This is a genomic window from Rhodococcus sp. AZ1, from assembly GCF_054979605.1.
On the sequence record NZ_JBUEQF010000008.1, the window covers coordinates 111,510 to 132,983 of the forward strand.

A 21,474-nucleotide genomic window follows, 5' to 3' on the forward strand; every position below is an offset into this window, starting at 1 on the left:
GTGTGTGCACCACCTCGCTGAGCACGGCCGATTGCCCCTGTTCTTCTTCCTCGTGGGGTTCGTGGTCGGCTTCGTGTTCATCCGGATCAGTGTTCGTCTGATCCGCGCGCAGGTTCGATGGTGGCCCGGCAACGTCACGCCCGGCGGCCACCACGTCCACCACGTGGTGTTCGGCGTCGTGTCGATGATCGTGTCGGGGGTCGGGCTCATCGCCGTCTACGTCGACGGATCCGATCTCACCGGCGCCGTCCTCGCAACGATCTTCGGCGTGGGCGCCGCCCTCGTTCTGGACGAGTTCGCGCTGATCTTCTACCTCGAGGACGTCTACTGGGCGAAGCAGGGCAGAACGTCGGTCGACGCGGTGTTCGTGGCCATCGCGGTCACGGTCATGCTGCTGCTCGGTCTGCGGCCGCTCGAACTGCTCAACGTCTCGGGTTTTCGCGAGGACCCGAACCCCGTCGCCCGCGTCGTCCTCGCCGTGTTCGCGCTGATCAACCTCGCACTTGCGGCCGTGGTGCTGCTCAAGGGGAAGATCTGGACGGGTCTGATCGGGCTGTTCGTCCTGCCTCTGCTGATCGTCGGTGCCATTCGTCTGAGCCGCCCCGGAGCCCCCTGGGCTCGCTGGCGGTACACCCGGCGTCCGGGACGAATGGCCCGCGCGGTGCGGCGGGAGAAGAATCTTCGTCGGCCGGTGGTGCAGGCCAAGATCTGGCTGCAGGACGTGATCGCCGGGAGCCCGGACCCCGAGCACGTCCGAAACGCGGCCGAGGCCGAACTCGACCGGAAGGTCGTCCCCGCGCCGCCCGCCAGAACGGTGGTTCCGGGGCCGGAAGCGATTTCGTCGGACCGGGGTTCATCTGGCACGATGGTGGGGTTGCCCGGCGAGTGATCGTCGGGGACCACTAGGAGCACGAACCAGTCGAGCGACTCGCCGTCGCCGCTCGGGTCCTCTACTCGCACTCATTCCACACACAAGGACGATCAATGAACACCCTGGACTTCCTGGACAAGCAGTCGCTGCGCAGCGACATTCCCGAGTTCCGCGCGGGCGACACCCTCAACGTCCACGTCAAGGTCATCGAAGGCTCGAAGGAGCGCATCCAGATCTTCAAGGGTGTCGTCATCCGCCGCCAGGGTGGCGGAATCGGCGAGACCTTCACCGTCCGCAAGGTCTCCTTCGGAGTGGGTGTCGAGCGCACTTTCCCGGTGCACACTCCCAACATCGACCACATCGAGGTGGTCACCCGCGGCGACGTACGTCGCGCGAAGCTCTACTACCTGCGCGACCTGCGCGGCAAGGCTGCGAAGATCAAGGAGAAGCGCTGACCGAGAGCAAGCGCTGATCACTGTCCGATCATCGCAGCTCACCAGCGTCCACGGCGGCCCCGCACCCCTTCGGTGCGGGGCCGTCGTCCATCTCGGCCACCTCACCCGGCTAGCCTGTTGCGGTGACCCACAGAGACTCGGATCAGTTGGACGAAGCCGGTGACGGTGAGCAGGCACCGGCGACGAAGACCAAGAAGGAACGATCGTTCTGGCGCGAACTGCCGATCCTGATCCTCGTGGCGCTGCTGCTGAGTTTCCTGCTGCAGACGTTCGTCGCGAGGGTGTACCTGATCCCCTCGGAATCGATGGAGCCCACCCTCCACGGCTGCGCCGGGTGTACCGGGGACCGCATCGTGGTGGAGAAGATCGGCTACCGATTCGGTGACCCTCGGCCGGGCGACGTCATCGTCTTCCGGGGGCCGGAGTCGTGGAACGGTGACTACACCTCCACGCGCTCGTCCAACGTGGTGGTGCGAGGTCTCGAGGAGGTCGGATCGCTGGTCGGGCTGGTGGCGCCGGACGAGAACGATCTGGTCAAGCGTGTGATCGCCACCGGTGGCCAGACCGTGCAGTGCTGTGACGCGCAGGGCCGGGTGATGGTGAACGGCAAACCCCTCACCGAGCCCTACATCAAGATGGACTTCGGCTTCGTACCCGGTGTGCAGGACTGCACCACCGCCCAGCGGTCCGGGCGGTGCTTCGGTCCGATCACCGTCCCGCAGGGAAACCTGTGGATGATGGGCGACAACCGCAGCAACTCGGCCGACTCCCGTTTCCACGTCGGTGACGAACTGCAGGGCACGGTGCCGATCGGCAACGTGATCGGCAAGGCGCGCGTGATCGTGCTGCCGCCGGGGCGCTGGGGAACCATCGACGCTCCCGACATCCAGGGCCGGTGACCGGACCCGGCCACGCTCGGCTCGTCAGCCGTGGTGCACCGGGTCGGAGCGGGTCGTCGCCGAGGCTGCAGCGGCTCTCGCGTACCTCGTGGCCACCACGGGTGGCGGTGCGTCGGGCGTCGGGGCTGCGCACGATGGAGCAGGCGCTGCTGCGAAGCGGTCTCGGTCCCGTCGCCGGGGTCGACGAGGCCGGTCGCGGTGCGTGCGCAGGTCCGCTGGTGGTGGCAGCGTGTGTACTCGGTGACCGCGCACTGAGTTCGTTGGCATCGATCGACGATTCCAAGAAGCTGGGGGAGTCGGCGCGAGAGGCGTTATACCCCAAGGTGAAGCGGTTTGCGAGAGCGTGGGCGATCGTGGCGTTCCCGGCGGAGGAGATCGATCGGATCGGCATACACGTCGCCAACATCGAGGGGATGCGTCGGGCGGTCACGGCTCTCGGGGTCGAGCCCGGATACGTGCTCACCGACGGGTTCACGGTGCCGGGTCTGACAGCGCCGTCGTTGCCGGTGATCGGCGGCGACGCGACCGCGGCCTGCATCGCCGCGGCGAGCGTGTTGGCCAAGGTCCACCGCGACCGCATCCTGCGGGCACTGGACACCGAGTATCCCGGCTACGGGTTCGCGATCCACAAGGGTTACAGCACCTCGATGCACACCGACGCCCTCGCCGAACTGGGCCCGAGCCCGGTGCATCGGCTGACGTACGCCAATGTCGCATCGGTCGCCGCGCCCGATCTGCGCCCGCCGCGTCGTGTCGGAGGGGACGTGAAGGAATATCGTGGTGCGGTGGTCGAGAGTTCCGGGAATCCGGTGAGTTCGGTGAGTTCGAAGGCGGAGAGAGGGCGACGAGACCGATGAGTGCCGAGGATCTCGAGAAGTACGAGACCGAGATGGAGTTGTCGCTGTACCGGGAGTACCGCGACATCGTCGGGCACTTCACCTACGTGGTGGAGACCGAGCGGCGGTTCTATCTCACCAACTCGGTCGAGATGATCCCGCGGAACGCCGAAGGCGAAATCTACTTCGAGCTTCGTATGAGTGATGCGTGGGTGTGGGATATGTACCGGCCCGCGCGCTTCGTCAAGCATGTCCGCGTGATCACGTTCAAGGATGTCAACATCGAGGAACTCGACAAGCCCGACCTGCGGCTACCGGAGTAGGACCCGCGCGTTCTCCACAGGCGACGAGGTTGTCCACATCTTGCCGAAAAGCGCTGTCGGACGACGAGTTCGGTGCGACGGGTGCGCAATCATCTCTCGTGAGGCGACCGATCGGTGGTCGCCCGCGAGGGGGGTCGAATGTCCACAGCTGCACTGGGTTCTCTGGGTGAGGACGCCGCGGTCGAGTTCCTGACCGCTCTGGGTCTCGAGGTGGTGGGACGCAACTGGCGCTGCCGGTACGGGGAGATCGACGTGATCGCCCGCGACGGCGACGTCACCGTCTTCATCGAGGTCAAGACCCGCACCACCGACCGGTTCGGTTCGCCGGAGGCGGCCGTCACCCGATCCAAGCAGCGCACCCTGCGTCGCCTCGCGGGACTGTGGTTGGCCGATCACCCGCACAGTCGCGGTGCGGTGCGGTTCGATGTCGTCGGCGTGCGCGTGGCGCCCGCTGGGACTCCGCTGCTCTCGTACGTCCGTGAGGCGTTCTGATGGCGCTCGGCAGGGCCTTCTCGGTGGCCGTCGTCGGTGTCGACGGCGTGATCGTGGAGATCGAGGCGGACATCGGCCGGGGTCTGCCCGGCGTGCACGTGGTGGGTCTGCCCGATACCGCGCTGCAGGAGTCGCGGGATCGCATTCGGGCGGCGGTGGTCAACAGCGGTTGGGGGTGGCCCAACTCCAAGGTCGTTCTGGCGCTGTCTCCGGCGACGCTGCCGAAGATGGGTTCGGTGTACGACCTTGCGCTCGCGGCGGCGGTTCTCGTGGCAGCCAAGGACGTCCCACGTGAACCGGTGTCGTCGACGGTCCTACTGGGTGAACTCGCTCTCGATGGGCGGGTGCGCAGGGTCCGTGGTGTTCTGCCCGCGGTACTCGCTGCTCGCCGGGCCGGCTGGAGCAGGGTGGTGGTGCCCAGCGCGGCCCTCGCCGAGGCCGGCCTGGTCGGCGGAATCGAGGTTCTCGGGGCACGTCACCTCGGTGAGGTGATCGCGTGGGCGCGCGGAACCGGCACCCTCGAGGTCCCGACGGCGCAGCCCCCGGCGCCCGTACGCCACGCCGGTGACCTCGCGGACGTGGTGGGTCAGAACGAGGCGCGGTGGGCAATCGAGGTCGCGGCCGCAGGAGCTCACCACGTGATGCTCACCGGGCCGCCGGGCATCGGGAAGACCATGCTGGCGCAGCGTCTACCCGGGATCCTGCCGCATCTGAGCGAGGACGAGGCGCTCGAGGTCACGGCCGTCCATTCGGTCGCGGGCACGCTCACCGACTCGTCGCCGCTGATCACCACCGCCCCGTTCATCGCCCCACACCATTCGAGTTCGCTCAGCTCGCTCGTCGGTGGCGGAACCGGGCTGGCCAAACCGGGTGCGGTGAGCCGAGCACACCGCGGTGTGCTGTTCCTCGACGAGTGCGCCGAGATGGCGCCGCGGGTGCTCGAGTCGCTGCGGACGCCGCTCGAGGACGGCGAGGTGCGGATCGCCCGTCGTGACGGGGTCGCTCGGTACCCGGCCCGGTTCCAGCTGATCCTCGCTGCCAATCCGTGTCCGTGTGCGTCTGCGCGGACGGCCGACTGCACGTGTGCGCCGACCGTGCGGCGCCGGTACCTGTCTCGACTGTCGGGGCCGCTCCTCGATCGGGTGGACCTGCGGGTGACGATGCTGGGCCAGGCCAATGGCACACTCACCGACGAGCCGGGGGAGTCCACCGATGTGGTGCGCTCGCGCGTGGTCGCCGCCCGCGACGCAGCTCTGGCGAGATGGTCGCGTCTGGGGTTTCGGACCAACGCCGAGTTGCCGGGCCCGGCGCTGCGGCAGGACTTTCGATTGCCGCCGCCCGCGTTGGCGCCGCTCGAACGTGCTCTCCGTCGCGGTGTGGTGACCGCGCGGGGGGCGGACAGGATTCTTCGGATCGCCTGGACGCTCGCCGATCTGGGGGGATCGAGCAGCCCGGGTGCGGACGAGGTGATGTCCGCGATGGACTTCCGTGATCGGAGTGCGGCATGACAACGACCGATGCGGATCGGCTTGGCGCCGCCTACCTCTCGCGCGTGGCCCAGGGGCCCTCCCGCGAGATCAACGATCTCGTTGCGCAGCTGGGGTATTCGGCCGCGGCGGAGGCGGTGCGAACCGGCGATGTGTCCGACGAGGTTCGCAGGAGGGTCGCCGCTCGCGCGCATTTCGATTGCGGCGCAGAAGATCTCGAAGCGGTGGAGGCGCTGGGTGGGCGCTTGGTCCTGCCCACCGATGACGAATGGCCGTCGTGGCGCTTGCTGGCGCTCGGTACTCCGCAGTTCGCCACCCGAGCCGATCGGGTGCCACCGCTGGGTCTGTGGGTCCTCGGGTCGCGCAGCCTGGCCGAGGTGACGGAAACCTCTGTCTCCGTGGTCGGTACGCGAGACTCCAGTGCCTACGGCGACCATGTCGCGGGCGAGATCTCCGGCGATCTGGCCCTGGACGGGTGGACCATAGTGTCCGGTGCTGCGATCGGCATCGACGGCGCTGCGCACCGCGCGGCCCTGGGGGTCGGCGGCACCACGGTTGCAGTTCTGGCGTGCGGAGTCGACCGCGCGTATCCGTCCGGTCATCGCAAGCTGCTGGACCGCATCGCACAGTCCGGTCTGGTGGTCAGCGAGTACGCCCCGGCCACCACCCCGGCCAAACACCGGTTCCTGGCCAGGAATCGACTCGTCGCCGCATTCGGAGCGGGCGTCGTCGTGGTCGAGGCGGGATGGCGCAGCGGTGCGCGCAACACCGCATCCTGGGCGCGTGCGGCCGGACGACCCGTGGTGGCGGTGCCGGGTCCGGTGAACTCTCCGCGGTCCACCGGCTGCCACAGAATGATTCGAGAGGGTGAGGCGAGACTGGTCTCCTGCGCACACGACGTGGTTGCCGAAATTGGTCCCGTCGGGGCGGTCGGAGGTGAACTCGATCACCTGTTCCGGCGCCGCACCGACGAGTTGCCGGAGCGCTCTCGGCTGTTGCTCGATGCCCTCGCACCGGCCGGGTCGTCCAGCCCTGTCGAATTGTCCGAGCGTTCCGGCATCGTGGTTTCGGAGGTGCGCGCGGCGCTGGGCCTGCTCGAATTGGACGGGTATGTCGGACGGGACGAGACCGGATGGTTTCGCCTTTCGGGTCCAGGGCGGTGACACGCCGCGAAAAGTTTCGAGAAGAAAGACGACCGCGTGGTTCGTGTCGATCGGGAATGCAGCAGTATTGCGCTGTGGCACAACATATGTCGGGATAGATGTCCGAATCGCGACTATTCCGCGTCCCGATGGCCCCGGAGGCTTACCGTGGAATGGATTCGACAATCGTCTCTTCTCCGGTCTGACCGCTCGCAATCCTGCTATCTTGTCGGAAGCGAGTCCGAAACCAAGAGGAGAATGTCCATGGCGCGGCGAACCACTGTGCAAATGATCGACGATGTCGACGGATCTGTCATCAAGGACGGACAGGGTGAGACGGTCGAATTCTCGATCGGGGGGGTCAACTACACCATCGATCTCAACCACAAGCATGCGAACGAACTCTATGACCAGTTCGCATTCTGGATCGAGCATGCCGAAAGGGTCGGTGGCCGTAAGTCTCGCCGCGGCGCGGCGGCGCCGAAGAAGTCACGCCAGAACCTGCAGGACGTTCGGGCATGGGCCAAGGACAACGGCTTCAACGTCAGCGCACGGGGCCGGATCAGCCAGGAGATCCAGGACGCATACGACGCCGCACGGTAGTGCCGCGTTCGGAAACCGCTTCGCCGAACTCAGAGGTGCGACCACGATGATCCCCACCACATGACCCCGAACGAGGAGACGCCGGCCAATTCGTCGGGGGCGAGGTCGGCGAGACCGTCCACCACAATGTCGGTCGTGCGCACCGAACGCCTGAGTGCTCACCTGGTCCGTATCCACCTCGGGGGTCCGGGCTTCGACGCTCTGGTGCCGGTCGATTACACGGACGCATACGTCAAGCTCGAATTGCCGGACCCACGCTCACCCGACGACGCCGTGCTGCGCACCTACACGCTGCGGTCGATCGACCACGTGGCGCGCGAGATCGCCATCGATTTCGTCGTCCACGGCGACGCCGGTGTGGCCGGGCCGTGGGCGGCATCCGTCGAGCCCGGTGCCACGGTCACTTTCTTCGGTCCAAGCGGTGCGTACCGGCCGGATCCGACGGCAGCGTGGCACCTGCTCGCCGGCGACGAGTCGGCTCTCCCCGCCATCGCCGCTGCGCTCGAAGCGCTCGAGCCGGACGCGGTTGGTTACGCCTTCCTGGAGGTCGGCGGACCCGACGACGAGCTACCCCTGGCCGCGCCGGAAGGTGTGGTGGTCACGTGGCTGCACCGGGGAGTATCGTCCGACGCCGCCACTGAGGACGTGTCCGGTGATCGCGCGCCGCTGGTTCGGGCCGTGCGCTCGGCGCCGTGGCTGGACGGGCGTCCTCACGTGTTCATCCACGGCGAGGCGAGTGCGGTGATGCAGAACCTCCGTCGGTACGTTCGCCGGGAACGGGGAGTTCCGGCGGAGGACGCCTCCATCTCGGGGTACTGGCGCCGAGGTCGCACCGAGGAGGGGTTCAGGGAGTGGAAGCGTGAGTTCGCCGTCACCGAACCCTGACCAACCGGAACATGCCGAGGCGGACGTTCTCGAGGAGTACGCCGTGCATCTGCGACTTCAGCGAGCCCGCTCGGAGCACACAGTGCGCGCCTACCTTGCCGACGCGCGCAGCGTCCTCGCTCACGTGCGCGCCGCCGATCCGGGTGCATCCATCTCGCTCGGCCATCTCCGATCCTGGTTGGCCGCTCAGTCGAGTGCGGGGCTGGCACGCACCACGCTCGCGCGTCGAGTGTCGTCGGCGCGCACCTTCACGGCGTGGATGCACTCGCGGGGTTACGCGGTGGACGATCCCGGGCGGCGACTGACGGCGCCCCGCGCCCACCGGGTCCTGCCACCGGTCTTGCGGCGCGACCAGGCCGACGCCGTGCTCCGCGCCGCCACCGTGGGGTCCGAGTCCGACGATCCCATGGCTCTACGGGATCGGCTGATCCTCGAACTGCTCTACTCCACCGGGATCCGGGTCGGTGAGCTGTGTGGTCTCGATCTGGGGGATGTCGATCACGGTCGACGCCTCGTGCGGGTGCTGGGCAAAGGTGACAGAGAACGTGTGGCGCCCTACGGAGTCCCGGCCGCGGAAGCGCTGACCGCATGGATCGACCGCGGTAGACCTCGGCTCGCCGGGCCGCGATCGGGTTCTGCGCTGCTCATCGGTCGTCGAGGTGGTCGTCTGGACCAGCGTCAGGCGCGCGCGGTGGTGCACGGTGCCCTGACCGCGGTACCCGGTACACCAGACCTCTCGCCGCACGGTCTGCGGCACACCGCCGCAACGCACCTGCTCGAGGGCGGCGCGGACCTGCGCGTGGTCCAGGAACTTCTCGGCCACGCGAGCCTGGCCACGACACAGCTGTACACACACGTCTCCGTCGAGCGTTTGCGCAGCGTGCACGACCAGGCCCACCCGCGCGCATAGTTGCCGACACGGTTCGGACCACTGGTCGATATTTGGTAGCGTTGTTCAACACGTAGGTCGATTTCACACGCTCAATCTCGGGTGCCGGGTTGTTCCGGTCTCGACTGCGCGAGACGGCACGATCGACACGAGGGAGGGTCGTGGATCGCCAGCACAGTGATCGGGACAGCTCGGCGGCTGCCGACTCCAACACCTCGGCCGCCGATTTCACTACCGACAACTCGCCCGGTTGGGCGCCGCCGCCACTGCCCGGCGAGGGTTCCACATCCACCACCGGCGGGTATCGAAATCCGTCGGCCTTCGATGCCATGTCTTTCGAGAGCAGCTTCGACACGCCGCGCTACGACCCGGCGACGTACGAGTCGCCCGGATACGGGGCGTCCTACTACGAGTCCTCGAGCTACGGATCTGCTGGCTACGTTCCACCGAGCTACGAGGTGCCCACCTACGAGGCGCCGCAGTACGAGGCTTCGCAGTACGAGACGCCGCAGTACGAGGCTTCGGAGTACCGCACCTCGGACTATCGCACTGCCGATTTCAGCGGCTCCGACTACCGCACCGCCGATTACCGTTCGGAGAGTTCCGGAACCGCCGAGGTTGCCGGCTCCGACTACCGAACATCCGACTATCGCTCCAACGACAGCGGCACTGCCGCTCGGGGGGCGACGGATCACGACACGACCGACGACATCGGCTACGGAGGGAGCGGTCCGACCGTGCGGTACGAGGAGGGCGTCACCGTCTACGAGGTTCCCGATTTCGACGACCCGGATGCGACGGCGAGCGTATCGAACTTCGGTGGGCCGAAGTTCGTTGCGCCGAACTTCGGGGAACCTGACTTCGGCGGCGGCCGGGGCGCAACGCATGACACCCCCGGCGCAGCAGCTTCGACGCCGGACGTGGAGTCGGCCGCGCCGACCGCCGAGCCCCCCACCGTCGATCAACCGGACTCCTACGCCGTCGGTGCGGCAGCGGATGGGAGGTCGACTGCGAGCACCGAGTGGTCGCGGCACGACGTGCCAGGCGCAGGTTTCCCGGCTGCCGGTTTCGGTGGACCAGCGCTCGCCGACGAGGGCGTGGCCGTCACCCGGCCCTCACCCGTGCCACCGGTTCCCGAGCCGCCGCACGTGTCCGTACCTCCGCGCATCGACCACCCCAAGTTCGATCTTCAGCCGGTGCGCGCACCTATGCCCGACGCGAGCGAAGCAGACTACGCCGGATGGGGGAGCGCGGGTTCGAGCCGCCGTACCTCGGTGCGGCGCAAGGTCACCAGCGACGATCTGGGTTCGGATGCGCTGCTCAACGAGAACCCCGGCAAACCGGTCCGCGGCGGGTGGCGTCGGGGGCTGCAGAAGCTCACCGCCAACGTGCGCAACCCCGGCGATCCGACGGCGGCCCAGCGCATCGAGGCCCAGACCGAGCGGGTGCGCCAGCCGATCCGGAGCGATTACCGGATCGCGATCCTCTCCCTCAAGGGCGGTGTGGGGAAGACGACCGTGACGGTGGGGCTGGGATCGACCTTCGCATCCCTGCGCGGCGACAACGTGGTGGCCGTCGATGCCAACCCCGATTTCGGGACCCTCTCCGAGCGGGTGCCGCAGCAGACCAAGTCCACGGTGCGAGACCTGCTGGCGGCCGGTCCGGACATCAGTCGGTACTCCGATGTTCGCGAGCACACCTCGCAGGCGCCGAGCCGCCTCGAGGTTCTCGGTGGTGAGCGTGACCCCGCTGCGTCGGAGGCGTTCACCGAGGCCGACTACCGCGGTGTCATCGAGATCCTGCGTGTGCACTACAACCTGATCCTCACCGACTGCGGAACCGGGATCATGCACTCGGCGATGAGCGGTGTGCTCAGCCTGGCCCATTCGCTCGTGCTCGTCAGCTCGCCCGCCGTCGACGGCGCGCGCAGCGCTGCCGCGACGCTCGACTGGTTGGGTTTGCACGGGTACTCGCATCTCGTCGAGCGCACGGTCGTGGTGATCAGCGCGCATCGCCCGGGCGCGGCGAGCGTCGACATGGACGAGCTCACTCGTCACTTCCTGGCGCGCTGCCGGGCCGTGGTGGTGATCCCGTTCGACGAGCACCTCGCAGAGGGGTCGATCGTCGACCTCGAACGGCTGCGTCCCCGCACGCGACGGGCATTTCTGGACCTCGCGGCCATGGTCTCGGACGACTTCCCCGATTCCGGCGGTCGGCACTCCTCACCAGGGCTGTAGCGGCTCGAGTCGGATCACCGCGGCGAGCACCAGTCGAGTCGGGTCCAGGTACTCCCGACCTCGGCGCGCTCCCCAGTGCAGGCATGCCGCGGCCGTGCAGCCCTCGTGGCCGCTGCGTAGCGTCCCGAGGGTCGTTCCCGGGAGCACCCGCTCGCCGATCCGCACGCTCGGCTCCACCGGCTCGTAGGTGGTTCGCAGACCGCCCGGATGCTCCACGGAGATCACCGGTCGATCGGCCAGTGTCCCGGCGAACACCACGATGCCCTCGCCGGCGCTGCGCACCGACTGCCCCTCGGTGGCGGCCAGGTCGACGCCGCGGTGCCCGGGCAGCCAGTCGTGGTCGGGGTTGTCGAATGCTCGCGTCAGCGCCGGACGAGGCCGCAACGGCCAGTCGAAGCGATCGCGTGTCTCGGCTTCGGCGGGTCCGACACCGAGCAGCTGGATCGGCGCGAACACGGCGACGGCCAACACGACGGCGGTGCTGATGTCGATGGTCCGGCGGACAGGGCGCATTCGCGCAACTCTCGTCCTCCGCGGCAGCAAATGGCATCGCCCGGGGATACCGGATCGGTTCATCCCCGGGGCAGCGGGCCCCCTCTTGACAGAACGCGGCAGGTCAGGGCGTTTAGGCGCAGGGGTGGGCAGGACGTACACTTTCCGTGCGGCCTGTGCGTGCACGGGTCGACTTCGCGCGTTCGCGTTCCGGGCCCACGGCTCGGCACACATCGCCTCCGGCTGGTCCTTCTCTGCAGGGTCCGGGGGCCACGGACGCCAGGGCCGAGAGCACCTGCTCGCGGCGGCAACCGGCACAACGAAAGAGAGTTCCTCAGCCATGGCTGTTGTAACCATGAAGCAGCTGCTCGACAGCGGCGCACACTTCGGGCACCAGACCCGTCGTTGGAATCCGAAGATGAAGCGCTTCATCTTCACCGATCGCAACGGCATCTACATCATCGACCTGCAGCAGACCCTGACCTACATCGACAAGGCCTACGAGTTCGTCAAGGAGACCGTCGCGCACGGCGGTTCGGTCCTGTTCGTGGGCACCAAGAAGCAGGCGCAGGAATCCATCGCCGCCGAGGCCACCCGCGTGGGCATGCCCTACGTCAACCAGCGCTGGCTGGGCGGCATGCTCACCAACTTCAGCACCGTCCACAAGCGTCTGCAGCGGCTCAAGGAACTCGAGTCGATGGAGCAGACCGGTGGCTTCGAGGGTCGTACCAAGAAGGAAATCCTCATGCTCACGCGTGAGATGACCAAGCTCGATCGCACCCTCGGCGGTATCCGCGACATGGCCAAGGTGCCCTCTGCCGTCTGGATCGTCGACACCAACAAGGAGCACATCGCCGTCGGCGAGGCTCGCAAGCTCAACATCCCGGTGATCGCGATTCTCGACACCAACTGCGATCCCGATGTCGTCGACTACCCGATCCCGGGCAACGACGACGCCATCCGATCAGCGGCGTTGCTGACCAAGGTCGTCGCCTCCGCCGTCGCCGAGGGTGTGCAGGCTCGTGCTGCCCGCAACACCGCGTCCGACGACAAGCCGGAGGTCGGGGCCGGCGAGCCGCTGGCCGAGTGGGAGCTCGAGCAGCTCGCTCAGGCTGCACCTGCTGCCGCCGACGCCGTCGTGGCCGAGGATGCTGCTGCGCCGGCTGCCGCCACCGACGACACACCCGCACAGGCGTGATCGACGCGGCCCCGGTCAGGATGGTCTGACCGGGGCCGAGTCGCGTCTGCGCCACCCGCACCCCAGTCACCCGCACCACAGTCACCAGCACGTCAGTCACCCGCACCACAAGACACCCCCGACTTTCGAACAACTAGGAGGCTCGCCACCATGGCGAACTACACCGCAGCCGACGTCAAGCGGCTCCGTGAGCTCACCGGCTCCGGAATGCTGGACTGCAAGAACGCCCTCGCCGACAACGACGGGGACTTCGACAAGGCCGTCGAGCAGCTGCGTATCAAGGGCGCCAAGGACGTCGGCAAGCGTGCCGAGCGTTCCACGGCCGAGGGCCTCGTCGTCGCCAAGGACGGCGTTCTGGTCGAGATCAACTCCGAGACCGACTTCGTTGCCAAGAACGACGAGTTCCAGGCGTTCGCGCAGTCCGTCGCCGATGTTGCCGCTGTGGGCAAGCCCGCCGACGTCGCCGCGCTCGAGGCGCTCGAGCTCGGCGGCAGCACTGTCGGCGGGGCTCTGCAGGAGCTCTCGGCCAAGATCGGCGAGAAGCTCGAGATCCGCCGCGTGGTGTCCTTCGACGGCCCCGTGGCGACCTACCTGCACAAGCGCAGCGCCGACCTTCCGCCGGCCGTGGGTGTGCTGGTCGAGTACACCGGTGACGGCGAGGCTGCGGCCGAAGCCGCCCGCGGCGCAGCGATGCAGGTTGCCGCTCTCAAGGCCACCTATGTCACTCGCGACGAGGTACCGGCCGACATCGTCGAGAACGAGCGTCGGATCGCCGAGCAGACTGCGCGCGAGGAAGGCAAGCCCGAGGCCGCTCTGCCCAAGATCGTCGAGGGACGCGTCAACGGGTTCTACAAGGACGTCGTGCTCACCGAGCAGTCGTCGGTGCAGGACTCGAAGAAGTCTGTCAAGGCGCTGCTCGAGGAAGCGGGTGTGACCATCACTCGGTTCGTGCGTTTCGAGGTCGGCTCGCACTGATCGGCTCGCCCCACGCCGGTGCCGTCCATCCTTCGGGTGGGCGGCACCGGCGTAGGTGGGCCATGAGGCAGGATGTCAGCAGGATCCGAATCGCGCGGCTCGGTTCGGCGAGACGAACCTAGGAGAGTCATGACCGACCCGGCACCCGAGCGTCCCGGCTTCCACCGCGTTCTCCTCAAGCTCGGCGGGGAGATGTTCGGTGGGGGCGAGGTGGGTCTGGATCCGGATGTGGTTCAGAAGGTGGCCGAGGAGATCGCCGACGTGGTGAACTCGGGCGTCCAGGTGGCCGTGGTGATCGGTGGCGGCAACTTCTTCCGCGGTGCCGAACTGCAGCAGCGAGGCATGGACCGGTCGCGGTCGGACTATATGGGCATGCTCGGTACGGTCATGAATTGTCTTGCCCTTCAGGACTTCCTGGAGAAGCAGGGCATTGCGACCCGCGTGCAGACGGCGATCACCATGGGGCAGGTGGCCGAGCCGTACATTCCGCTCCGGGCCGAGCGGCACCTGGAGAAGGGGCGGGTGGTCATCTTCGGCGCGGGCATGGGCATGCCGTACTTCTCCACCGACACCACCGCTGCCCAACGGGCGCTCGAGATCGGCGCGGAGGTGGTCCTGATGGCCAAGGCGGTCGACGGCGTGTACTCCGCCGATCCCAAGGTCGACCCGTCGGCGACGCTCTTCGACCATATTTCGCACCGTGAGGTGATCGAGAAGGGCCTCAAGGTTGCGGACGCCACCGCTTTCTCGCTGTGTATGGACAACAAGATGCCAATCATGGTCTTCAACCTGTTGACCGAGGGCAACATTGCTCGCGCGGTCCGTGGTGAGAAGATCGGAACGCTGGTCAGATAGCACCGCCTGGTCGGGCAGCACCGATCGGTCGACACGCACCGGAAAGGAACACCGTGATCGATGAAGCTCTCTTCGACGCCGAGGAGAAGATGGAGAAGGCCGTCACGGTCGCGCAGAACGACCTGCAGGCAATTCGCACGGGTCGTGCCAATCCGGGGATGTTCAACCGTGTGGTGATCGACTATTACGGATCGCCGACGCCGATCACACAGGTCGCCGGGATTTCGGTTCCCGAGGCTCGGCTGGTGGTGATCAAGCCCTACGAGCAGTCACAGCTGGGCGCCATCGAAACCGCCATCCGCAACTCCGATCTCGGGGTCAATCCCACCAACGACGGACACATCATTCGCGTGTCCATCCCGCAGCTCACCGAGGAACGCCGCCGCGACTACGTCAAGCAAGCCAAGGGCAAAGGCGAGGACGCCAAGGTGTCCATTCGCAACGTCCGGCGCAAGGCGATGGACGAACTGAAGCGAATTCAGAAGGACGGCGAGGCGGGGGAGGACGACGTCACGCGCGCCGAGGCGGAACTGGACAAGACCACGGCGAAGTACGTCTCGACCATCGACGAGATAGTCAAGAACAAGGAAGCGGAACTGATGGAGGTATGAGTGAGTCCTCCGTCGACTAGCACTCCGCGGTCCGGGCCGCCCGCCTCGCGGGCCGGGCGCAACCTGCCCGCGGCAATCGCGGTGGGCGGTGCCCTGGGGGTCATGCTCATCGTGGTCCTGATCGCCGTCCCGACGGTGTTCATCGGAGTTGCGGCGATAGCTCTGGCCACAGCCACGTGGGAAGTCACGCGGCGCCTGGGTGAGAACGGTATCCACGTCACGTGGATACCGCTGATCGTGGGCGGCCAGGCCATCATCTGGTTGTCGTGGCCGTTCGGCGCGGTGGGCTCCGTGGCCGCGTTCGCGGTGACGGCGTTCGTCCTGATGGTCTGGCGGTTGGTGGCCGGCGGCCTGTCGGCCTCTCCGCAGAACTTCCTGCGAGACACCGCTGTATCGGTGTTCGTGCTGGCCTGGCTACCCCTGTTCGCCTCGTTCGCCACCCTGATGATTCTCGACGACGACGGCGGCCGTCGCGTCCTGGTGTTGATGATCGCCGTCGTGTGCTCCGACGTGGGCGGCTACGTGGCCGGTGTGCTGTTCGGCAAACACACCATGGCGCCCGCGATCAGCCCGAAGAAGTCCTGGGAGGGGTTCGCCGGGTCCATTCTGTTCTGCGTGGTCGGGTCATTGCTGACGGTGACGCTGCTGCTGCATGCCCATCCGTGGATCGGCATCGTGCTCGGTGTGGCCGTGGTGGTCACGGCCACGCTCGGCGACCTCGTCGAATCTCAGATCAAGCGTGATCTCGGCATCAAGGACATGGGCACGTTGCTGCCCGGGCACGGCGGAATCATGGATCGTCTGGACTCCGTGCTGCCGTCCGCGCTGGTGACCTGGATCGTCCTGACCGCCTTCGTGTGAGGCGTCGTGCGCCGGGCGTGATCGCGAGCCCGAACATCTGGAACTGGCCGAAGATCTACGAGATCGAGAATCGAGCCCAGGACCCGGACGCGGCCGTCAGCGCAGCCCTGCGGCGGGTCGCGGACTGGGCGGGCCGTGATGTCCTCGATGTGGGATGCGGCACGGGATTCCACCTGCCGATGTTCGCCTTCGACGCCGCCTCCGTCGTCGGCCTCGAACCGCACGAGGGTCTGCGGCGCAGCGCTGCGGATCGCACCTCGCACCTGCCGAACGTGCGGGTGATCGGTGGCAGTGCCGAGCGCACCGGGCTGGCACCGCGTTCGGTCGACGTGGTGCACGCGCGTACCGCCTACTTCTTCGGCCCGGGTTGCGGCCCCGGCATCACCGAGGCGATGCGGGTGCTGCGTCCTGGCGGCGTTCTGGTCGTCGTCGACCTCGACGCCACCGCGCACGACTACGGCCGGTGGATGCGCCAGGACATGCCGAACTACGACCCCGGCCGCGTCGAGAGCTTCTTCGCCGCGCAGGGATTCGACATCGAGCGCGTCGATACGCGCTGGGTGTTCCGCGAACGCCGCGAGCTCGACGCGGTGCTGGGGATCGAGTTCTCCGCCCCGGTTGCGGCCAGGGCGGCGGCATCGATGCCGGGCCTCTCGCTCGCCGTGCGCTACCGGATCCACACCCGGCGGGCCGATACGTGACGCCCGAGGGCCGATCCCGCTACGCGCTGACGCCGAAGACTCTGGCGCGGTGAGCGATCCTGCGCGCGGTCGCCAGCTTCGGTAGGTCGGCGCCATCGCGTACCCGCTCGCCGTTCTCACCCACTGCCTCGATGACCTGGTGGGCCCAGCCCACCTGCTCGGATGTCGGTGCCAGGACGCGGTTGACCACGTTCGCCTGCTCCGGCTGCATACACAGCTTGCCCGTCATTCCCATCGCCACCGTGACTGCACAGCCGGCGGCAAGCGCCTGCTCGTCGCCGTCGGCCGTGTCTTGGATGGAAGTGATGCCGGTGGACGTGGTACCGGTGGTCGGCACGGTGGGGCCGTCGATCGGGCCGGGCAGTCGGCCCACCCGGCTCGAGACGACCAGGCGCGACCGCGCGTAGGCGAGCGCCTCGGGCGCATCCGAGGCGCCGGTGTCCCGGCGGAAGTCGCCGCTGCCGAAGGCGAGTCGGAAACTTGCTCGGGCCCTCGCGATGTCCGTTGCCGCCTCGATACCGATCGCGGTCTCCACCAGCGCGAGCACCCGGGCACCGGTGTGCAGGCGTGCCGCGGTCTCCTGGACCTGCTCCGCCGATTCGGTCTTGGCCAGCATCACCCCCTGCAGACCGGTCAGCCCGGCCAGTGCGGCGAGGTCGTCGGCCCAGTAACGGGTCGTGATGTCGTTGATGCGGACCCAGGCGGATCCGCCGCCCGCGAGCCAGGCCACCACCGAGTCGCGTCCGGCCGGTTTGGCCGAGGGGATCACCGCGTCCTCGATGTCGAGAATGACCGCATCCGACGGCGAGGACACCGCGGCGTCGAAGAGTTCCGGTCTCGTCGCCGGCACGAGCAACCACGACCGAGCCAGATCAGCGGAGATCGCAGGCAACACCGTTATCCCTTCCGAGGTCGGTCCGACCGGCAGCGGACGTGCTGCCCAGCGCTCAGGCGGATGCGCGCTTGGCGGCCTTGCGTACCTGCCGGATTCGGATACTGCCCGCGGCGGCCATCACCAGGGCCCCGGCGATGGCGGCGATGAGGATGGTCACCCCGAGCGGCAGATCGACCGTCCACAGGAACAGGTTCACCCGCACACGGTCGATGTTCTGGACGATGAACACCAGCAGCAACACCAGAACCAGCGCACCGGCCACGAGACCGGACCACGTCGCAGCGGCGCGGGTGACCCCCGGTCCCGCGGTCGGATCGCCGCCGGTGCGGGGCACGGCGTCGCGCGCGGTCTCCACACCGGGTGCGATGACCTCCTCGTCCGCAGTGGTGTCGGGATCATGGTCTGGATGCTTCTTCGCCGCGGCTGCCACGACAGTGATCATGTCCGACAACCGCGCCGATTGCACGCGAGCACGCCGCCGGGCGACACTGGTGCCACCATGACACCTGCCTCGCTGCCCCTCGTCTTCACCGCTCCGCGCCGCGGGATGCCCCCTCGGCACCTGGCCGACCTCGACGACGAGCAGTTGCGGGCCGCGGTGGTCGATATCGGTCTGCCCGCCTTTCGTGCGGATCAACTCGCGCGGCACTACTACGGGCGACTCGAGGCCGACACCACCACGATGACCGATCTGCCCTCCGCTGCGCGCGAGAGCGTGGGCCGCGAGCTGCTCCCACGGTTGCTCGACCCGATCCGCCACCTGCAGTGCGACGGCGGGGACACCCGCAAGACCCTGTGGCGGGCGGGTGACGGCACGCTCATCGAGAGCGTGCTCATGCGCTACCCCGATCGGGCCACGCTCTGCATCTCGAGTCAGGCCGGGTGCGGCATGGCGTGCCCGTTCTGCGCCACCGGACAGGCCGGGCTCACCCGCAACCTGTCGACGGCGGAGATCGTGGATCAGGTTCGTTCGGCCGCGGCCGACCTGCGCGACGGCGTCGTCACCGGAGGTGCGGGACGGCTGTCCAACGTGGTGTTCATGGGCATGGGGGAGCCGCTGGCCAACTACTCGCGGGTGGTGGCGGCCGTGCGCCGTATCGTCTCGCCTGCTCCGCGGGGATTCGGGCTCTCGCAGCGTTCGGTCACGGTCAGCACGGTAGGGCTGGCCCCGGCGATCCGACGGCTCGCCGACGAGGGACTGACCGTGACCCTCGCCGTGTCGCTGCACTGCCCGGACGACGAACTGCGAGACACCCTGGTGCCGGTGAACAACCGTTGGCCGATCGCCGAGGTGCTGGCCGCTGCCCGGTACTACGCCGACGTCACCGGCCGCCGCGTCTCCATCGAGTACGCGCTGATCCGCGATGTCAACGATCAGCCCTGGCGAGCGGATCTACTGGGCAAGAAACTTCATCGTGCGCTGGGACCGAAGGTTCATGTGAACCTCATCCCACTCAATCCGACGCCGGGCAGTCGGTGGGATGCCAGTCCGCGCGAGGTGCAGGACGAATTCGTCCGACGTGTGGACGCCGCGGGGGTCTCGTGCACCGTGCGCGACACCCGCGGTCAGGAGATTGCTGCGGCGTGCGGACAACTCGCAGCGGACGAACGCTAGCGGAGACCTAGCGGCGTGTTCGGCGCCGGTAGAGGTCCACGACGAGGCTGCCGGCGAGCAGCCCAGCGATCCCGAGCAGCCACCAGTCCTCGACGCGACCCTGGTGGTTGCCGATCAGCTGCACCAGCAGCATGGCGATCACGACCCATCCGATGATGCGGAAGGCCTTCGGAGCCTCGCCGCTCCATCCCCACGCATGAGACGGAACGTCCGCGGCCGCATCCTTCTCCAGCTGGAACTCGGTCTCGCTTTTCACGATGATCACCTCTGCACTTCGATGGGGTACCGCTCGCAATACTGGCATACGACGCCGCGTAGTGGTCACCACCCCGGCTGGAGTCCGCCGATGGCACCCACCCGGGTCAGGGCGAGGTCAGGGCTCGGACGTAGCGACGGGTGATGATCGACTGAGCCAGGCGGTTGATCGGTCCACCGACCGCAACGAGCGGGTTGCCCGGCCGCGAGATCGCCCGAATGTGAGCGCTGACCTGCCCGGTGGTGGGATCGAACTCCACGTGGAACGACTCCTCGCCACTCTCCGGGTGACCCCGCAGCGTGCCGTAGACGAACCCGCGCCGCGTCGGCCCGTGTTCGGCCGCGATGACCCGGCACGGCACGGGCAGAGGCCCCAGTCGAAGCACCACCACGGCGTCGGCCTCGGCCGGTGTCGCCGTGGCCCGTACCGCCAGCCCGGCCCCGCGGTGCATGTCCCAGTGCAGGATTCGCCGTCCGGCCTCCTCGAACACGGCCCGTCCCGACCCGATCGGTTCGTGGACCTCGACGCGATGGAACCGTGCGGCCTCGGGCGCCTGTGCGAGCGAGTCCGCGTCGGGGTGGCGGGCGAGAATTCCGACCGCGTCGTAGCTGAAGGGCCGCTCGAGGTACCGGCTGATGTCCATGGGGCCATCCTGCCCGCACGCGGAGGTCGAGCACCGTTGCGTGGGTCACCGGCGCTCGTGGCGCACAATGGAGCCCGTGGATCAGCAGCGAACGAGGGTTCTCGTCCTGGGCAGCACCGGGTCGATCGGGACCCAGGCTCTCGAGGTGATGGCAGCGCGGCCCGACCGGTTCGAGGTGGTGGGCCTCGCTGCCGGCGGCGCCAACGCCGAACTCCTGGCGCGCCAGGCCGCCGAGTTCGCCGTCGGTGCCGTCGCCGTAGCCGACGTCGCTGTCTCGTCCGTCCTGCCCGATGGCACCTACACCGGCCCCGACGCCGCCACCCGACTGGTCCGCGACGTCCCCGCGGACGTGGTGCTCAACGCGCTGGTGGGCTCGGTGGGTCTGGCGCCGACCCTCGCCGCGCTCGAATCGGGCGCTCGGCTGGCTCTGGCGAACAAGGAGTCGCTGGTGGCGGGCGCGTCGCTGGTGCTCGCCGCCGCCGCGCCCGGCCAGATCGTGCCCGTGGACTCCGAGCATTCGGCCATGGCGCAGTGCCTGCTCGGCGGGACGGCCGCCGAGGTCGACCGTCTGATCCTGACAGCGTCGGGAGGTCCGTTCCGGGGGTGGAGCGCCGGGGACCTCCTCGATGTCACTCCCGCGCAGGCCGCGGCGCATCCGACGTGGTCGATGGGCCCGATGAACACCCTGAACTCGGCGACGTTGGTGAACAAGGGTTTGGAGCTGATCGAGGCGCATCTGCTGTTCGGCGTGCCGTACGACCGTATCGACGTGACCGTGCACCCCCAGTCGATCGTGCACTCGATGGTCACGTTCACCGACGGGTCCACCCTGGCGCAGGCCAGTCCGCCCGACATGCGTCTGCCGATCGCCTGGGCGCTCGGTCATCCGGACCGCATCGCCGGGGCCGCACCGGCGTGCGACTTCACCACCGCCGCCACGTGGACCTTCGAGCCGCTCGACGACGCGGTGTTCCCCGCCGTCGCGCTCGCGCGCCGCGCCGGAACTCTCGGCGGATCCACCACTGCCGTCTACAACGCCGCGAACGAGGTGGCCGCCGAGGCGTTCCTGGCGGGGCAGATCCGATTCCCCGAGATCGTCGCCATCGTCGGCGAGGTGGTCGAGGCTGCTGCGCTGCAGTGGACCGGCGATCCCACCAGCGTCGACGAGGTGCTCGCCGCCGACGGCTGGGCGCGTCGCCAGGCGTCGGAGCTGGTACGGCGCGTCACCACCTCGACACGCGTCGGGAGCTGAT

Annotated in this window: 25 protein-coding genes; 20 read left to right on the top strand and 5 right to left on the bottom strand. The window is 68.1% G+C overall.

Annotated features, from left to right (window positions below):
- The first annotated feature begins 4 nt into the window (after positions 1 to 4).
- The 12 genes from ACY48E_RS11860 to ACY48E_RS11915 all read left to right on the top strand — a co-directional run bounded on the left by ACY48E_RS11860 (position 5) and on the right by ACY48E_RS11915 (position 11,119).
- A complete protein-coding gene (locus ACY48E_RS11860) occupies positions 5 to 889 on the top strand; it encodes a hypothetical protein (RefSeq protein ID WP_462872377.1) in 885 nt (294 codons plus the stop codon).
- Positions 890 to 984: 95 nt separating this feature from the next.
- Positions 985 to 1,326: a 50S ribosomal protein L19 gene (gene rplS, locus ACY48E_RS11865; RefSeq protein ID WP_462872378.1), complete on the top strand. Its 342-nt coding sequence runs from the start codon at positions 985 to 987 to the stop codon at positions 1,324 to 1,326.
- 146 nt (positions 1,327 to 1,472) lie between these two features.
- Entirely contained in the window at positions 1,473 to 2,225 is a 753-nt protein-coding gene (gene lepB, locus ACY48E_RS11870) for a signal peptidase I (RefSeq protein WP_462872473.1), read from the top strand.
- A 65-nt stretch (positions 2,226 to 2,290) separates the two neighbouring features.
- Positions 2,291 to 3,082: a ribonuclease HII gene (locus tag ACY48E_RS11875; protein ID WP_462872474.1), complete on the top strand. Its 792-nt coding sequence runs from the start codon at positions 2,291 to 2,293 to the stop codon at positions 3,080 to 3,082.
- Positions 3,079 to 3,384, top strand: coding sequence for a DUF2469 domain-containing protein (locus ACY48E_RS11880; RefSeq protein WP_462872379.1), 306 nt, complete (start codon positions 3,079 to 3,081; stop codon positions 3,382 to 3,384). The genes ACY48E_RS11875 and ACY48E_RS11880 overlap by 4 nt, the downstream gene beginning before the upstream one ends.
- Positions 3,385 to 3,522: 138 nt before the next feature.
- On the top strand, positions 3,523 to 3,876 hold the full coding sequence (locus ACY48E_RS11885) for a YraN family protein (RefSeq protein WP_462872380.1): 354 nt from the start codon (positions 3,523 to 3,525) through the stop codon (positions 3,874 to 3,876).
- The gene (locus ACY48E_RS11890; RefSeq protein ID WP_462872381.1) at positions 3,876 to 5,384 is read left to right on the top strand and encodes a YifB family Mg chelatase-like AAA ATPase; all 1,509 of its coding nucleotides are present in this window, start codon (positions 3,876 to 3,878) and stop codon (positions 5,382 to 5,384) included. The genes ACY48E_RS11885 and ACY48E_RS11890 overlap by 1 nt, the downstream gene beginning before the upstream one ends.
- Positions 5,381 to 6,526 (top strand): DNA-processing protein DprA, encoded by a 1,146-nt coding sequence (gene dprA / locus ACY48E_RS11895; protein ID WP_462872382.1) that lies wholly within the window; start codon positions 5,381 to 5,383, stop codon positions 6,524 to 6,526. Before ACY48E_RS11890 ends, dprA begins: the two co-directional genes overlap by 4 nt.
- A gap of 243 nt (positions 6,527 to 6,769) precedes the next feature.
- Positions 6,770 to 7,108, top strand: a complete 339-nt coding sequence (locus tag ACY48E_RS11900) for a histone-like nucleoid-structuring protein Lsr2 (RefSeq protein WP_462872383.1) — start codon at positions 6,770 to 6,772, stop codon at positions 7,106 to 7,108.
- A 126-nt stretch (positions 7,109 to 7,234) separates the two neighbouring features.
- The gene (locus tag ACY48E_RS11905) at positions 7,235 to 7,993 is read left to right on the top strand and encodes a siderophore-interacting protein (protein ID WP_462872385.1); all 759 of its coding nucleotides are present in this window, start codon (positions 7,235 to 7,237) and stop codon (positions 7,991 to 7,993) included.
- Positions 7,968 to 8,903 (top strand): tyrosine recombinase XerC, encoded by a 936-nt coding sequence (locus tag ACY48E_RS11910; protein ID WP_462872387.1) that lies wholly within the window; start codon positions 7,968 to 7,970, stop codon positions 8,901 to 8,903. The genes ACY48E_RS11905 and ACY48E_RS11910 overlap by 26 nt, the downstream gene beginning before the upstream one ends.
- 1,187 nt (positions 8,904 to 10,090) lie before the next feature.
- On the top strand, positions 10,091 to 11,119 hold the full coding sequence (locus tag ACY48E_RS11915) for a MinD/ParA family ATP-binding protein (RefSeq protein ID WP_462872475.1): 1,029 nt from the start codon (positions 10,091 to 10,093) through the stop codon (positions 11,117 to 11,119).
- Here ACY48E_RS11915 and ACY48E_RS11920 read toward each other — a convergent pair.
- Positions 11,105 to 11,632: a M23 family metallopeptidase gene (locus tag ACY48E_RS11920; RefSeq protein ID WP_462872388.1), complete on the bottom strand. Its 528-nt coding sequence runs from the start codon at positions 11,630 to 11,632 to the stop codon at positions 11,105 to 11,107. The genes ACY48E_RS11915 and ACY48E_RS11920 overlap by 15 nt on opposite strands.
- Positions 11,633 to 11,951: 319 nt before the next feature.
- Between ACY48E_RS11920 and rpsB the strand changes: the two genes are divergently transcribed.
- From rpsB to ACY48E_RS11950, 6 genes are all read left to right on the top strand, one after another.
- On the top strand, positions 11,952 to 12,809 hold the full coding sequence (gene rpsB, locus ACY48E_RS11925; protein ID WP_462872389.1) for a 30S ribosomal protein S2: 858 nt from the start codon (positions 11,952 to 11,954) through the stop codon (positions 12,807 to 12,809).
- 150 nt (positions 12,810 to 12,959) lie between these two features.
- Entirely contained in the window at positions 12,960 to 13,784 is an 825-nt protein-coding gene (tsf, locus tag ACY48E_RS11930) for a translation elongation factor Ts (RefSeq protein WP_462872390.1), read from the top strand.
- 129 nt (positions 13,785 to 13,913) lie between these two features.
- Complete coding sequence (gene pyrH, locus ACY48E_RS11935; protein ID WP_462872391.1) at positions 13,914 to 14,639, top strand: UMP kinase; 726 nt, start codon at positions 13,914 to 13,916, stop codon at positions 14,637 to 14,639.
- Positions 14,640 to 14,692: 53 nt separating this feature from the next.
- Positions 14,693 to 15,250 carry a ribosome recycling factor gene (gene frr / locus ACY48E_RS11940; RefSeq protein ID WP_462872392.1) on the top strand — a complete coding sequence of 186 codons (558 nt, stop codon included), beginning with the start codon at positions 14,693 to 14,695 and terminating at the stop codon, positions 15,248 to 15,250.
- Complete coding sequence (locus tag ACY48E_RS11945) at positions 15,251 to 16,111, top strand: phosphatidate cytidylyltransferase (protein ID WP_462872393.1); 861 nt, start codon at positions 15,251 to 15,253, stop codon at positions 16,109 to 16,111. It begins immediately after the preceding gene.
- Between the two features lie 17 nt (positions 16,112 to 16,128).
- A complete protein-coding gene (locus ACY48E_RS11950; protein ID WP_462872394.1) occupies positions 16,129 to 16,812 on the top strand; it encodes a class I SAM-dependent methyltransferase in 684 nt (227 codons plus the stop codon).
- A gap of 19 nt (positions 16,813 to 16,831) precedes the next feature.
- Here the strand turns inward: ACY48E_RS11950 and ACY48E_RS11955 are convergent, their stop codons facing one another.
- Positions 16,832 to 17,662: an HpcH/HpaI aldolase/citrate lyase family protein gene (locus ACY48E_RS11955; RefSeq protein WP_462872395.1), complete on the bottom strand. Its 831-nt coding sequence runs from the start codon at positions 17,660 to 17,662 to the stop codon at positions 16,832 to 16,834.
- Positions 17,663 to 17,759: 97 nt separating this feature from the next.
- Positions 17,760 to 18,149 (bottom strand): LapA family protein, encoded by a 390-nt coding sequence (locus ACY48E_RS11960; protein WP_462872396.1) that lies wholly within the window; start codon positions 18,147 to 18,149, stop codon positions 17,760 to 17,762.
- A 57-nt stretch (positions 18,150 to 18,206) separates the two neighbouring features.
- On the opposite strand from ACY48E_RS11960, the gene rlmN reads away from it, so the two are divergent.
- Positions 18,207 to 19,322: a dual-specificity RNA methyltransferase RlmN gene (rlmN, locus tag ACY48E_RS11965; RefSeq protein WP_462872397.1), complete on the top strand. Its 1,116-nt coding sequence runs from the start codon at positions 18,207 to 18,209 to the stop codon at positions 19,320 to 19,322.
- 7 nt (positions 19,323 to 19,329) lie between these two features.
- On the opposite strand, the gene ACY48E_RS11970 is transcribed toward rlmN, so the two are convergent.
- Together ACY48E_RS11970 and ACY48E_RS11975 are read right to left on the bottom strand one after the other, a co-directional pair.
- Entirely contained in the window at positions 19,330 to 19,578 is a 249-nt protein-coding gene (locus ACY48E_RS11970) for a DUF2631 domain-containing protein (RefSeq protein WP_462872398.1), read from the bottom strand.
- Between the two features lie 106 nt (positions 19,579 to 19,684).
- Complete coding sequence (locus ACY48E_RS11975) at positions 19,685 to 20,221, bottom strand: DUF1990 family protein (protein ID WP_462872399.1); 537 nt, start codon at positions 20,219 to 20,221, stop codon at positions 19,685 to 19,687.
- A gap of 67 nt (positions 20,222 to 20,288) precedes the next feature.
- Between ACY48E_RS11975 and dxr the strand changes: the two genes are divergently transcribed.
- The gene (gene dxr, locus ACY48E_RS11980; RefSeq protein WP_462872400.1) at positions 20,289 to 21,473 is read left to right on the top strand and encodes a 1-deoxy-D-xylulose-5-phosphate reductoisomerase; all 1,185 of its coding nucleotides are present in this window, start codon (positions 20,289 to 20,291) and stop codon (positions 21,471 to 21,473) included.
- Position 21,474 lies beyond the last annotated feature (1 nt).